The sequence below is a fragment of the Pseudomonas sp. A-1 genome, assembly GCF_004801855.1.
In the GTDB taxonomy this organism is placed as follows: domain Bacteria; phylum Pseudomonadota; class Gammaproteobacteria; order Pseudomonadales; family Pseudomonadaceae; genus Geopseudomonas.
Genome location: NZ_SSTC01000031.1, coordinates 1 through 13134 on the forward strand (window position 1 = coordinate 1; position 13134 = coordinate 13134).

Sequence of the window (13134 nt, forward strand, 5' to 3'; positions counted from 1 at the left end):
CGCCGCCCCGCTGCACGGCGAGCAAGCCGCGGCCCTCGCGCTCGGCGGCCAGCCACAGGCGGGCACCGTCCGGCGACACCGCCAGGCCCTCGAGCAGAGCGTTGGCGTGCAGCAGCAGGCCGCGGGCGCGCGCCTGGCGCAGCAACTGCGGCGGCAGCGCCAGCCACTGCGGGGCGCCGAGCGACGGCAACATGAGCACGCCGACTTCGCTCTCGCTGAGCAGGTAGCGGTTGCCGGCGGCGTCGCAGGCCAGTCCTTCGAAGTCCAGGGCACCGCCGCGCAGCGGCGCCAGCAGCCGGTTGCCGGTGCTCAGGCCCCAGGGCAGGCCGCTGGGCGGCGGCGGCGGCGCCGCGAACGCCTCGGCGGCCGCCTGCCAGCGCCCTTCGGCGGGCTGGAGCCGGGAGAGCTGCGCATCCTCGCGATCGGATACCGCCCACCAGCGCCCGTCGCCACAGCGCGCCAGGCCGGACAGGTTGCCACCGGCCATGCCCTCCACCGGCAGCGCGGCCTGCAGCATCAGCTCCGCCAGCGGCGCCTCGGCGCGGGCCGCCGGGCTGCCGGCGAGCAGCGCCAGCGCGCCAGCCAGGCCCAGCAGCAGACGCCGGCTCGCCGTCAAAGCAGCACCTCGGCCAGGTTGCCCTTGCTCTCCAGCCAGCTCTTGCGGTCGCCCGCGCGCTTCTTGGCCAGCAGCATGTCCATGATTTCCAGGGTGCCCTCGGCGTCCTCGAGGGTCAGCTGCACCAGGCGGCGGGTGTTGGGGTCCATGGTGGTCTCGCGCAGCTGCAGCGGGTTCATCTCGCCGAGGCCCTTGAAGCGGGTGACCTGCGGCTTGCCACGTTTCTTCTCGGCGGCGAGACGCTCGAGGATGCCGTCGCGCTCGGCCTCGTCGAGGGCGTAGTAGACCTCCTTGCCGAGGTCGATGCGGTACAGCGGCGGCATGGCGACGTAGACGTGGCCGGCCTCCACCAGCGGGCGGAAATGCTGGACGAACAGCGCACACAGCAACGTGGCGATGTGCAGGCCGTCGGAGTCGGCGTCGGCGAGGATGCAGATCTTGCCGTAGCGCAGCTGGGTGAGGTCCGCCGAGCCCGGATCGATGCCGACGGCCACGGCGATGTTGTGCACTTCCTGGCTGGCCAGCACCTCGCCGCCGTCGACCTCCCAGGTGTTGAGGATCTTGCCGCGCAGCGGCAGGATCGCCTGGAATTCCTTGTCGCGCGCCTGCTTGGCGCTGCCGCCAGCGGAGTCGCCCTCGACCAGGAACAGCTCGGCGCGCATCGGGTCCTGGCCGGCGCAATCGGCCAGCTTGCCGGGCAGCGCCGGCCCCTGGGTGATCTTCTTGCGCTCGACCTTCTTGCCGGCCTTGAGGCGGCGCCCGGCGTTGCTGATCGCCAGCTCGGCCAGCGCCAGGCCCAGCTCGGGATGCTCGTTGAGCCACAGGCTGAAGGCGTCCTTGACCACCCCGGAGACGAAGGCCGCCGCCTCGCGCGAGGACAGGCGCTCCTTGGTCTGCCCGGAGAACTGCGGCTCCTGCATCTTCATCGACAGCACGAAGGCGATGCGCTCCCAGACGTCCTCGGGCGCCAGCTTGACCCCGCGCGGCAACAGGCTCCTGAACTCGCAGAACTCGCGCATGGCGTCGAGCAGCCCCTGGCGCAGGCCGTTGACGTGGGTGCCGCCCTGGGCGGTGGGGATCAGGTTGACGTAGCTTTCCTGCACGCTCTCGCCGCCTTCCGGCAGCCACAGCAGCGCCCAGTCCACCGCCTCGCGGGTGCCTGCCAGGCTGCCGCAGAACGGCTCCTGGGGCAGGCGCTCGAACTCGCTGACCGCGTCACTCAGATACGAGCGCAGGCCGTCCTCGTAGAACCACTCGACCTTCTCGCCGCTGGCGCGGTCCTCGAAGGACACGCTGAGGCCCGGGCACAGCACCGCCTTGGCCTTGAGCACGTGCTTGAGGCGGCTGATGGAGAACTTCGCCGAATCGAAGTACTTGGCGTCCGGCCAGAACTGCACGCTGGTGCCGGTGTTGCGCTTGCCGACCGTGCCGACCACCGCCAGCTCGCTGGCCTTGTAGCCGCCTTCGAAGGCCATGGCGTACTCGTTGCCGTCGCGCCTGACGCGCACCTCGACACGGGTCGACAGGGCGTTGACCACCGAGATGCCGACGCCGTGCAGGCCACCGGAGAACTGGTAGTTCTTGTTGGAGAACTTGCCGCCGGCGTGCAGCTTGGTGAGGATCAGCTCGACGCCGCTGACGCCCTCCTCCGGGTGGATGTCCACCGGCATGCCGCGGCCGTCGTCGATCACCTGCAGCGAGTTGTCCTCGTGGAGGATCACCTGCACGCTCCTGGCGTGGCCGGCCAGCGCCTCGTCGACGCTGTTGTCGATGACTTCCTGGGCCAGGTGGTTGGGCCGGCTGGTGTCGGTGTACATGCCCGGGCGCTTGCGCACCGGATCGAGGCCGGAGAGGACCTCGATGGCTTCGGCGGTATAGGTGGTATTGGCCATGGATGGATGTCTGTCTGGCGAAAGGGTCGCCCGCGGATCGGGCCGCGAGCAGGAATTCAGGCGCTGGTCAGGCCGGCGAAGGCCAGCAGCTCGGGGATGCGCGCGGCGAAGCCCCGGTAGCCGTGGTCGCCGCCCTCCTCGATCTGCACCGCGCAGAGCCGGTAGTAGTCGGCGGCATCGCGATAGTCGAGGGTTTCGTCGCCGGTCTGCAGCCAGACCACGAAGCGTGCGGGATCCTGCGGCGGCGGCACCTCGAGTTCGGCCAGCGCGGCGACGTGCGCGGCGGTCAGCTCCCAGCTCTCCCCACTGTAGTAGTTGTGCTGCGGGCCGAGGTAGCGGGCGAAGTAGCGCTGCACGCGCACCGCCGGATTGATCAGCAGGGCCTTGAGGCCGTGGCGTTCGGCGAGATGGGTCGCATAGTAGCCGCCGAGTGAGCTGCCGACCAGCACGGGACGCTCTGCGGCGGCGATCTCCGCCTCCAGCTGGGCGATGGCGCGGCGCGGGTCATGGTGCAGCGCCGGCACGCGCAGGCGCTCGGCCAGGCCCTGGCGCGCGCAGGCTGCCACCAGCTCGCGGGCCTTGAGCGAAGCCGGTGAGCTGTTGAAGCCGTGGATATAGATCAGGGTCGACTGGGGGAGCATCGACGGCGCCTTGTAGCTGTATGGATATACAAGGAAAGCATTATCCTGCCGTCGGATTCAAGTCGGATGAGGCCCGAGTCGTAGGGTGCGCTGGACGCACCACTAATGCACGGAGAGTCCATGGTGCGCACGGCGCACCCTACGGCAAGGGCGTGCCTTGCGCAAATGGCGTCAGTAGCCCTTGATGCTGTAGTCGATCACGAAGTCGATGCCGCTGACCCGCGACACGCCGGTGTCGATCGAGCCGTCGGCGTGCAGGCGCAGCCAGCGGTAGCCGGGCGCCTCGCTGCTGACCTGGAATTCCTCGCTGCCGGGGGCGAACTGCACGCAGGTGGAGGGCGAGGCGAGCAGGCGCACGCCGTTGCGCTGGCCATCGATCTCCTGGTGCACGTGCCCCCAGAGGATGCAGCGCAGGTTCGGGTAGCGGTCGGTCACCGCGAACAGCGCCTCGGGATTGCGCAGGCCGATGGGGTCCAGCCAGCTGCAGCCCACCGCCACCGGATGGTGGTGGAAGCTCAGCAGCACGTGGCGCTCGCCGGCAGACTCCAGGGCGGCATCCAGCTGCTCGAGCTGGGCGGCATCGAGCTGGCCGGGCACGCTGCCGGGCACGCTCGAATCGAGCACCACCAGCCGCCAGTGGCCCAGGTCGGTGACCACCGCCAGGCGCTCGGTGCCGGCGCAGGCCAGTTGCAGGGTCAGCGGCTCGTCGTGGTTGCCGGACACCCAGCGCGCGGGGGCGTCGATGGGCGCGGTCAGCGCGGCGAAGCGCTGGTAGGACTCCAGCGAACCATCCTGCGACAGGTCGCCGCTGGCGAGGACCAGGTCGACCCGCGGCTGCTCGGCCAGCACCAGATCGACCACCCGGCCGAGGCTGTCTGCGGTATCCATACCCAGCAGATGGCCGTCCTCCTCGGCGAACAGGTGGCTGTCGGTAAGCTGGACCAGCACCAGGGGTGCGCCAGCGCAATGGGTGTGAGAACTGTGCAAGAGCCGTCTCCTGTCGGCGTCTGGACCGCGGCTGCGGAACGGCAATGGTGGCATGGCCCCGCGGGGGTGACCGCTATACGGTTCACACTACCGGCGAACGACCGAGCGATCCACTGGGTTTTCCGCCAGATGGCCGCAGCGCAGATAATGACTCAGCCACTCGCCCAGAAACAGGTTGAGCTGGATCTTCTCGTCCGGCTGGTGCATGGCCGGGTTCGGGTAGGCGTAGCGCGGATGCAGGCGCCGGCAGTGCTCGGCGCCGGTGACCTCGGCCATCCGCGCGTCGTGGTAGACGCGCACCTCCAGGCGCGGCGCCGGCAGCCAGGCCAGCCCGGGCTCCTCGCGCACCTCCACGGTGCTGGTGTAGGGACCGGCCTCGGTGACCCTGAGCGCCAGCACCGCCAGGGTAGTGTCGCCAGCGCTGAGCGCCAGACGGCGCAGCACGGGCTGCCCCAGCATGGGCTGCCCCAGCATGGGCTGCCCCAGCATGGGCTGCCGTAGCGCCGCCTGCTCGCGCATGCCCGGCAGCAGGCGCATCAGCCGCGCATAATTGGCCTCGCAGGCCGCCTGCAGCCCGGTCAGGTCGACCCGGTAGCGCTCGGCGAGCTGGCTCAGCGCCATGTCTGCCGCACCCGCTCGCGGTTCAGCGCCAGCCACTGCAGGGCGATGATGCTCGCCGCGTTGTCGATGCGCCCGGCCTCCAGCTCGTCCAGCGCCGCGTCGAGGCTCAGCACCCGCACGCGGATGTCCTCGCCCTCCTCGGCCAGACCGTGGATGCCGCCGGCGCCGGCGCTGTCGCAGCGGCCGACGAACAGGTGCACGCGCTCGTCGCTGCCGCCCGGCGAAGGATAGTAGGCGGTCACCGGCCACAGCTCGCCCAGACTCAGCCCGGCCTCCTCGACGGCCTCGCGACGGGCCACTTCCTCGGGCGACTCGTCCTTGTCGATCAGCCCGGCGACCAGCTCCAGCAGCCAGGGGTTGGCGCTCTTGTCCAGCGCACCGACGCGGAACTGCTCGATCAGCACCACGGCATCGCGGGCCGGGTCGTAGGGCAGCACGCAGACCGCATCGTGGCGCACGAACAGCTCGCGGCTGATCACCGGCCCCATGCCGCCAGCGAACAGCTCGTGGCGCAGGTGCACGCGGTCGAGGGCATAGAAGCCGCGGAAACAGGCCTCGCGCTCGACGATTTCCACTTTCAGGTCGGCCGTTTTCGGCGACTCGCTCATATACTTCTCCCGCTTGGCCGCAGCGGCCCCGCCGCCCGCCGATCAATGTCCCGAACCGCGGAGGTGACTGCCGCAGCGACGGTCACCGCCACGAGGTCGAACCCCCGGCCCGCGCCGGGGTCGAAGCCGGCCGATGCGCCACCCTACCCAGCCTTGCCGTTGCGCTCAAGGAGTCCCATGCGTCTTTACAGCCTTTTCGCCCTGGCCTGCCTGCCGCTGCTCGGCGCCTGCCAGTTTCTCGGCGGCCAGAGCGCGCCGCCGGCGCCACAGCGCATCGTCTGGGAACAGCGCCCGGAGGTCTGCCCGCGCGAGCGCTGCAGCCTGGTCAACGTCGACACCCTGAAGTTCGCCGACGAGCCGCAGCTCAGCGCCCTGATCGAGCAGGCCCTGCTGGCGATGACCCGGGAGGACGCCGACAGCGCGCTGCCCGCCTCGCTGCGCGCGCGCGGCGACGAGCTGCTGCGCCGCCAGCCCGAGGGCTGGGAAACCTGGCTGCAGGCCAAGCTGGCTGACCAGCACGGCGACCTGCTGGTGGTCGAGCTGTCCAGCTACCTGTACCGCGGCGGTGCCCACGGCATGCCGGGGCGCGGCTTCATCAACTACTCGCGCAGCCAGCAGCGCGCCCTGCAACTGGCCGACCTGCTGCTGCCCGGCCAGGAGGCCGCCTTCTGGCAGGCCGCCGGCGAGGCGCACCAGCGCTGGCTCGCGGCGCAGCAGATCGACGACCCGCAGGAGTTCCGGCGCATCTGGCCGTTCCAGCCTACCGCCAACATCGCTCTGCTCAGGGACAAGGTGCTGCTCAAGTACGACGTCTACGCCCTGGCGCCCTACAGCATGGGCCATCCGAACCTGGAGATCCCCTACAGCCGGCTGCGGCAGATCCTCCGTCCAGAATACCTGCCGGAGAGCATGCACGGCGCTGCACGCTGAAGCGTGACGATCGGCGGTCGGACTGAACGAGCGGGACAAGAGAGTTGGCGCAGGATGGCGCCCGGGAACAGCAAGGAGGGGCGAAGAGACTGGAGCCCATGGGCGGACTTGAACCGCCGACCTCTCCCTTACCAAGGGAGTGCTCTACCGCTGAGCTACATGGGCTTGAACCGGCGCGCATTCTAGTCGCAGCTGCAGCGCGCGTCCACAGGAAAATCAACGACTTGCAGAAAATTCCGCAGGCGCGCAAACGCAGAACGGGCCCGCAGGCCCGTTCCTCGCCTCAGCGGCGGCGCATCACACCTTGTGGTACAGCTGCGAGCCCTGGGCCTTGAACTCCTCGGCCTTGGCCTGCATCTCGCGCTCGAGGTCGACGTCCACCGCGTCGATGCGCTCCAGGTTGGCGGCGTAGTCGCGCACTTCCTGGGTGATCTTCATCGAGCAGAACTTCGGCCCGCACATGGAGCAGAAGTGCGCCACCTTGGCCGACTCCTTGGGCAGGGTCTCGTCGTGGTAGCTGCGCGCGGTGTCCGGGTCGAGGCCGAGGTTGAACTGGTCTTCCCAGCGGAACTCGAAGCGCGCCTTGCTCAATGCGTTGTCACGGATCTGCGCACCCGGATGGCCCTTGGCCAGATCGGCGGCGTGAGCGGCGATCTTGTAGGTGATGATGCCGGTCTTCACGTCGTCCTTGTTGGGCAGGCCGAGGTGCTCCTTCGGGGTCACGTAGCAGAGCATGGCGCAGCCGAACCAGCCGATCATCGCCGCGCCGATGCCGGAGGTGATATGGTCGTAGCCCGGCGCGATGTCGGTGGTCAGCGGGCCGAGAGTGTAGAACGGCGCCTCGTCGCAGCATTCGAGCTGCTTGTCCATGTTCTCCTTGATCATGTGCATCGGCACGTGACCCGGGCCTTCGATCATGGTCTGCACGTCGTGCTGCCAGGCGATCTTGGTCAGTTCGCCGAGGGTTTCCAGCTCGCCGAACTGCGCGGCGTCGTTGGCGTCGGCGATCGAGCCCGGACGCAGGCCGTCGCCCAGCGAGAAGCTGACGTCGTAGGCCTTCATGATCTCGCAGATCTCGTCGAAATGCGTGTACAGGAAGTTTTCCTGGTGATGCGCCAGGCACCACTTGGCCATGATCGAGCCGCCGCGCGAGACGATGCCGGTGACCCGCTTGGCGGTCAGCGGCACGTAGCGCAGCAAGACGCCGGCGTGGATGGTGAAGTAGTCCACGCCCTGCTCGGCCTGCTCGATCAGGGTGTCGCGGAACAGCTCCCAGGTCAGGTCCTCGGCGATGCCGCCGACCTTCTCCAGCGCCTGGTAGATCGGCACGGTGCCGATCGGCACCGGCGAGTTGCGGATGATCCACTCGCGGGTCTCGTGGATGTGCTTGCCGGTGGACAGGTCCATGACGGTGTCCGAGCCCCAGCGGATGCCCCAGGTCAGCTTGGCCACTTCTTCCTCGATCGAGGAACCCAGCGCCGAGTTGCCGATGTTGCCGTTGATCTTCACCAGGAAGTTGCGGCCGATGATCATCGGCTCCAGCTCCACGTGGTTGATGTTGGCCGGGATGATGGCGCGGCCGCGGGCGATCTCCTCGCGGACGAACTCGGCAGTGATTTCCTTGGGAATGGCGGCGCCGAAGCTGTGGCCCGGATGCTGGGCAGCCAGCAGGCCGGCCTCGCGGGCCTCCTGCAGCTTCATGTTCTCGCGGATGGCGACGTATTCCATCTCGGGGGTGACGATCCCCTTGCGCGCATAGTGCATCTGGGTGACGTTGGCGCCGGCCTTGGCGCGGCGCGGGTTGCGCACGTGGGCGAAGCGCATCTTGGTCAGTTCGGCGTCGTTGAGGCGGCGCTGGCCGAACTCGGAGGACAGCCCCGGCAGCTTCTCGGTGTCGCCGCGCTCCTCGATCCAGGCGCTGCGCACATCGGCCAGCCCCTTGCGCACGTCGATGGTCACGTTCGGATCGGTGTACGGACCGGAGGTGTCATAGACCAGCACCGGCGCGTTCTTCTCGCCGCCGAAGTCCGTGGGGGTATCGGCCAGGGAAATCTCGCGCATCGGCACGCGGATGTCCGGGCGCGAACCCTGGACGTAGACCTTGCGGGAATTGGGCAGCGGCTGGACGGACTGCTGGTCGACCTGGGCGGATTCGCTCAGGTTCTTGTATTCGGTGGCGCTCATCGACGGGACTCTCCACGGCACGCGGCAGGAAATGTCGGAGCGAACCTGGAGCAGGAGACCCCCCGCCGGACGGCGGGGACATCTTGTTCCCTACGCGGGTACTAACCCGATCAGGTTCAACGGGATTCGGAACTGTCCGATCTCAGCCTGCGACTCCAGGCACCCCGACAAGAAACCCGAGGAGTTTAATCGGCCTCTGCGGATGGGGCCAGTGCCTGGGGACGAGCCGCCGAGAGACCGGCCCTCAGCGAAGCTGCAGAAGACGCCCGAGCCCGTCGAGCAAGCGGGCCAGCGCGCCCTGGTTGCGCTGCAACACGGCCAGCCCCGCGCGCCCCATGGCCTGGCGGCGGCCCGGCTCGCCGAGCAGTGCGCGCAGCTCGCGGGCCAGGGCCTCGCCGTCGCCCACCTCGAGGCAAGCGCCGGCCTCGCGCAGCTGGGCGGAGATCTCGAGGAAGTTGAACAGATGGGGGCCGCTCAGCACCGGCAGGCCCAGCGCCGCCGGCTCCAGCAGGTTGTGCCCGCCGTTGGGCACCAGGCTGCCGCCGACGAAAGCCACGTCGGCCAGCGCATAGAGGAACAGCAGCTCGCCCATGGTATCGCCGAGCAGCACCTGCTCCGCCGCCCCGACCGGCAGGCCGGAGGAGCGGCGCACGCTGCGCAAGCCCTCGTGCAGGCAGAGGGCATGCACGGCGTCGAAACGCTCCGGATGACGCGGCACCAGGATCAGCAGGCTGTCCGGACGCTCGGCCAGCAGCCGGCGATGGGCGGCGAGGACGATCTCGTCCTCGCCGGCATGGGTGCTGGCGGCGATCCATACCGGGCGCTTGTCGGCGCCCCAGCTGGCGCGCAGGGCCTGGGCACGCGCCTTCAATTCGGGATCGATGCGCAGGTCGAACTTGATCGACCCGGTGACGGCGACGCACTCGGGACGGGCGCCGAGCCGGTGAAAGCGCTCGGCTTCGGCCGCGGTCTGCACGGCTATCCAGCTCATCTCGGCGAGCATCGGCCGGGTCAGGCCGGCAAAGCGCGCGTAGCCGCGCGCGGACCTCTCCGACAGGCGCGCATTGGCCAGCACGGCGGGAATGCCGCGCCGCGCGCACTGGTGGATGTGGTTGGGCCACAGTTCGGTTTCCATGATCACCGCCAGCTTCGGCCGCACGCGATCGAGGAAGCGCGCTGCGGCCCAGGGCAGGTCGTAGGGCAGGTAGCAGTGCTGCACGCTGTCGCCGAACAGCGCGCGGATGCGCTCGGAGCCGGTGGGGGTCATGCAGGTGACGGTGATCGGCAGGTCGGGATGCCGTTCGCGCAGGGCACGGATCATCGGCGCCGCGGCGATGCTCTCGCCCACCGAAACGGCATGCACCCAGATGCCGCCGGGCCGCATCGCCGGCAGACGCAGCGAGAAGCGCTCGGCGATACGCTGGCGGTAGGCGGGCGCCTTGCGCCCGCGCAGGTACAGGCGCAGGGCGATCAGTGGCAGGGCGAGGTGCAGCAGGAGCGAGTAGAGGGCGCGGTTCATGGCCGCGGAGGATATCAGCTTGTGCGCCGCGCGGTCATGGCGCGCACAGGCGGCGCCGGCAACATGCCGCGGGCTTCGACTGGGGGAGAGCGCCGCCCTACGGGTTATACTCTGCGCCGTTCTTCCACAAGGCAGCTCCCTCATGTCCCAAGCCCTGAGCACCGATATCCTGATCGTCGGCGGCGGCATCGCCGGCCTCTGGCTCAACGCCCGCCTGCGCCGGCTCGGCTATGCCACCCTGCTGGTGGAGAACGAGCGCCTCGGCGGCGGGCAGAGCGTGAAGTCGCAGGGCATCATCCACGGCGGCACCAAGTACGCCCTGAGCGGCGCGCTGACCGGCTCCTCCGAGGCCATCGCCGACATGCCGCGGCGCTGGCGCGCGGCCCTCTCCGGCAGCGGCGAACTCGATCTCGCCGGCGTGCGCCTGCTCTCCGACGCCCACTACCTGTGGTCGCCGGGCACCCTGGCCGGCAACCTGACCAGCTTCTTCGCCAGCAAGGCGATGCGCGGGAGGGTCGATGCGGTCAAGGGCGACGCGCTGCCGCCGGCCCTGCAGCACCCGAAGTTCAGGGGCAAGGTCTACCGGCTGGCCGAGCTGGTGCTCGACGTGCCCTCGCTGATCGCCCGCCTGGCCGAGCTGGCCGGCGACAGTCTGCTCGCCGGCCAGCGTATCGAGCCGCTGCACGAGCGCGGCGCACTGGCTGGCCTGGTCGTCGACGGCCGCGAGATCCGCGCCCGCCGCGTGGTGCTCTGCGCCGGGCCGGGCAATGCCGGCCTGCTGGCCGGGCTGGGCATCGAACAGCCCGGCCAGCAGCTGCGCCCGCTGCACATGGTGCTGGTCAAGGCGCCGACCCTCAAGCCGCTGTACGCCCACTGCCTGGGTGGCGGGCCCAAGCCGCGCGTCACCGTCACCAGCCACCCGGCGGCCGACGGCCAGTGGGTCTGGTACCTGGGCGGCGACCTCGCCGAGGCCGAAGGCGTGGCCCGCGACGAGGCTGCACAGATCCGCGCCGCGCAGAAGGAGCTGGGCGAACTGCTGCCCTGGCTCGATCTGTCCGCCGCCGAGTGGCGTACCCTGCGGGTGGATCGCGCCGAGCCGGCGCAGTCCGGCCTGGTGCGCCCGGACAACGCCTTCCTCAGCGAGCAGGGCAACCTGCTGGTCGGCTGGCCGACCAAGCTGGCGCTGGCTCCCGACCTCGCCGATCGGGTCATCGCGACTCTCGAGCGCGCCGGCATCCAGCCGGGCGCGCACGCTGCCCTGCCCGAGCTGCCGCGCCCTGCCGTGGCGGCGCCGCTGTGGGAGGAGCTGTTCGCATGAGCACCCTGCATGAGCTGTGGCGGCCGCTGGGCTCGACCGGCCTGATCGTTTCCCCGCTCGGCCTCGGCACCGTCAAGCTCGGCCGCGACCAGGGGGTGAAGTATCCGAGCGGCTTCACCATCCCCGACGACCGCGCCGCGCGCACGCTGCTGACACAGGCCCGCGAACTGGGCATCAACCTGCTCGACACCGCGCCGGCCTACGGGGTGAGCGAGCAGCGCCTCGGCCCGCTGCTGCGCGGCCAGCGCCAGGCCTGGGTGATCTGCAGCAAGGTCGGCGAGGAGTTCGAGGACGGCGCCTCGCGCTTCGACTTCAGCGCCGCGCACACCCGCCTGTCCGTCGAACGCAGTCTCAGGCGCCTGGAAACCGACTATCTGGATCTGGTGCTGGTCCACTCCGACGGCCACGACCTGGCGGTGCTGGAGCAGACCGGGGTGTACGCCACCCTCGCCGAACTCAAGCGCGAGGGGCTGATCCGCGCCTTCGGCTTCTCCGGCAAGACCGTGGCCGGCGGCCTCAAGGCCCTGGAGTCCGGCGACTGCGCCATGGTCACCTACAACCTGGCCGAACAGGGCGAACGCCCGGTGCTCGACTACGCCGGCGCGCACGGCAAGGGCATCCTGATCAAGAAGGCGCTGGCCAGCGGCCATGCGCTGCTGAGCGGCGAGGACCCGGTGCGCGCCAGCTTCGAGCTGATCTTCGCCCATCCGGCGGTGAGCAGCGTGATCGTCGGCACCATCACTCCGGCGCACCTGGCCCACAACGTGGCCACCGCGGCGCAGGTGCTGGGGGCGCGACAATCGGTCTGACCGGCGCGCACAGACAACGGCGGCCGGCTCGTCTAACCTGACCTGAACGCCACGACTGCGCGGCCCGCCGCGCAAGGGGCCTGCTCGACCACATCAAGCCACCTGCCCGCCGAAGGAGTCGCCATGCACAGGATTCTCGCCCGCAAGGACCCGAGCACCTTCAAGACCCAGCCCCTGCATGTCGAAGCCAACGCCCAGCGGCTGATCTACCAGCCGCTCGGCCAGCCGCTCAACTTCGCCCAGATGCTCGAGCGGCGGCGACCGCTGCAGGTCGACAACCCCCAGCACTTCACCTGCGAGCTGGCCAATCTGGGCGTGTCGGTGCGCCTGACCCTCGCCTGGCAGGGGCGCGACTACTGGCTGCTGGTGCGCCAGCAGCGCCGCGACCGCGGCGACTGCGTGCTCAAGCTGATTTCCGGCTACGTGCCCAGCCACGAACTGCACCTGCCGCTGCACACCGCGCTGCAGGAGGTGGCCGAGGAGTGTCTGGTGGAAACGCCGCGCGGCTGGCTCGGCGGACGCTTCGGCGAACACTGGCTGCCGACCCCGCACGATGCCAGCCTGCCCCATCACGAGCAGTACCACTACCGTCTGAGCCCGCTGTGCGGCGACGCCCGCCGGGTGCATGCCGGCAGCCTGCCGCTGCTGGAGCGTCCGCAGGCCTACGTGCACCTGCCGACAGCCTCCCTGCAACTGGTCTACGACCTGCGCCTCGAACTGCCGGCGGCGCTGCAGGCGCCGAGCCTGTTCCACAGCGACGAGTGCCTGGAGGACGGCGTGCTGGTCAGCCGCCTCGACCGGCACAACCCGGACCTCTACCTGCTGCCGCTGGAAGGCAACCCCGGCGAGCTGTACACCCTGCAGCAGGGCGAGCTGCGCCGTGCGGCCACCGACGGCCTGTGGCTTTCGGAAGGATTCGCCGCACAGGACGGCTGGCTGATCCGCGACGAACGCATCGGCTGGAGCGACTGGCTGCGCCAGCGCCGCTGCGCCTAGAGGTACGGCTGGC

12 protein-coding genes, 1 tRNA gene and 1 riboswitch are annotated in these 13134 nt (G+C 69.9%); of the genes, 4 read left to right on the plus strand and 9 right to left on the minus strand.

Annotated features, from left to right (window positions below):
• From E5198_RS09140 to nudF, 6 genes are all read right to left on the minus strand, one after another.
• On the minus strand, positions 1–616 hold a 616-nt coding region (locus E5198_RS09140; protein WP_372239874.1), incomplete at its 3' end, for an esterase-like activity of phytase family protein.
• The gene (gene parE / locus E5198_RS09145) at positions 613–2508 is read right to left on the minus strand and encodes a DNA topoisomerase IV subunit B (RefSeq protein ID WP_136489687.1); all 1896 of its coding nucleotides are present in this window, start codon (positions 2506–2508) and stop codon (positions 613–615) included. The genes E5198_RS09140 and parE, both read right to left, overlap by 4 nt.
• 56 nt (positions 2509–2564) lie before the next feature.
• Complete coding sequence (locus E5198_RS09150) at positions 2565–3149, minus strand: YqiA/YcfP family alpha/beta fold hydrolase (RefSeq protein ID WP_136489688.1); 585 nt, start codon at positions 3147–3149, stop codon at positions 2565–2567.
• A gap of 171 nt (positions 3150–3320) precedes the next feature.
• Entirely contained in the window at positions 3321–4136 is an 816-nt protein-coding gene (gene cpdA / locus E5198_RS09155; RefSeq protein WP_236574583.1) for a 3',5'-cyclic-AMP phosphodiesterase, read from the minus strand.
• Between the two features lie 87 nt (positions 4137–4223).
• Positions 4224–4757, minus strand: a complete 534-nt coding sequence (locus E5198_RS09160; RefSeq protein ID WP_136489690.1) for a DUF1249 domain-containing protein — start codon at positions 4755–4757, stop codon at positions 4224–4226.
• Positions 4748–5365, minus strand: a complete 618-nt coding sequence (gene nudF / locus E5198_RS09165) for an ADP-ribose diphosphatase (RefSeq protein ID WP_136489691.1) — start codon at positions 5363–5365, stop codon at positions 4748–4750. The genes E5198_RS09160 and nudF overlap by 10 nt, the downstream gene beginning before the upstream one ends.
• A gap of 177 nt (positions 5366–5542) precedes the next feature.
• Between nudF and E5198_RS09170 the strand changes: the two genes are divergently transcribed.
• Positions 5543–6295 carry an RsiV family protein gene (locus E5198_RS09170; protein ID WP_136489692.1) on the plus strand — a complete coding sequence of 251 codons (753 nt, stop codon included), beginning with the start codon at positions 5543–5545 and terminating at the stop codon, positions 6293–6295.
• A 90-nt stretch (positions 6296–6385) separates the two neighbouring features.
• On the opposite strand, the gene E5198_RS09175 is transcribed toward E5198_RS09170, so the two are convergent.
• The 3 genes from E5198_RS09175 to waaA form a co-directional block, all read right to left on the minus strand.
• Positions 6386–6460, minus strand: a tRNA-Thr gene (locus tag E5198_RS09175).
• Between the two features lie 132 nt (positions 6461–6592).
• Positions 6593–8479 (minus strand): phosphomethylpyrimidine synthase ThiC, encoded by a 1887-nt coding sequence (gene thiC / locus E5198_RS09180; protein ID WP_136489693.1) that lies wholly within the window; start codon positions 8477–8479, stop codon positions 6593–6595.
• Between the two features lie 70 nt (positions 8480–8549).
• A riboswitch (TPP riboswitch) is annotated at positions 8550–8656 on the minus strand.
• A gap of 67 nt (positions 8657–8723) precedes the next feature.
• Complete coding sequence (gene waaA, locus E5198_RS09185; RefSeq protein WP_136489694.1) at positions 8724–9998, minus strand: lipid IV(A) 3-deoxy-D-manno-octulosonic acid transferase; 1275 nt, start codon at positions 9996–9998, stop codon at positions 8724–8726.
• Between the two features lie 142 nt (positions 9999–10140).
• On the opposite strand from waaA, the gene E5198_RS09190 reads away from it, so the two are divergent.
• The 3 genes from E5198_RS09190 to E5198_RS09200 all read left to right on the plus strand — a co-directional run bounded on the left by E5198_RS09190 (position 10141) and on the right by E5198_RS09200 (position 13121).
• Positions 10141–11316: an FAD-binding oxidoreductase gene (locus tag E5198_RS09190; protein WP_136489695.1), complete on the plus strand. Its 1176-nt coding sequence runs from the start codon at positions 10141–10143 to the stop codon at positions 11314–11316.
• Positions 11313–12125, plus strand: coding sequence for an aldo/keto reductase (locus E5198_RS09195; RefSeq protein WP_136489696.1), 813 nt, complete (start codon positions 11313–11315; stop codon positions 12123–12125). The genes E5198_RS09190 and E5198_RS09195 overlap by 4 nt, the downstream gene beginning before the upstream one ends.
• A gap of 123 nt (positions 12126–12248) precedes the next feature.
• Positions 12249–13121: a metal ABC transporter ATPase gene (locus E5198_RS09200; RefSeq protein WP_136489697.1), complete on the plus strand. Its 873-nt coding sequence runs from the start codon at positions 12249–12251 to the stop codon at positions 13119–13121.
• The last annotated feature ends 13 nt before the right edge of the window (positions 13122–13134 follow it).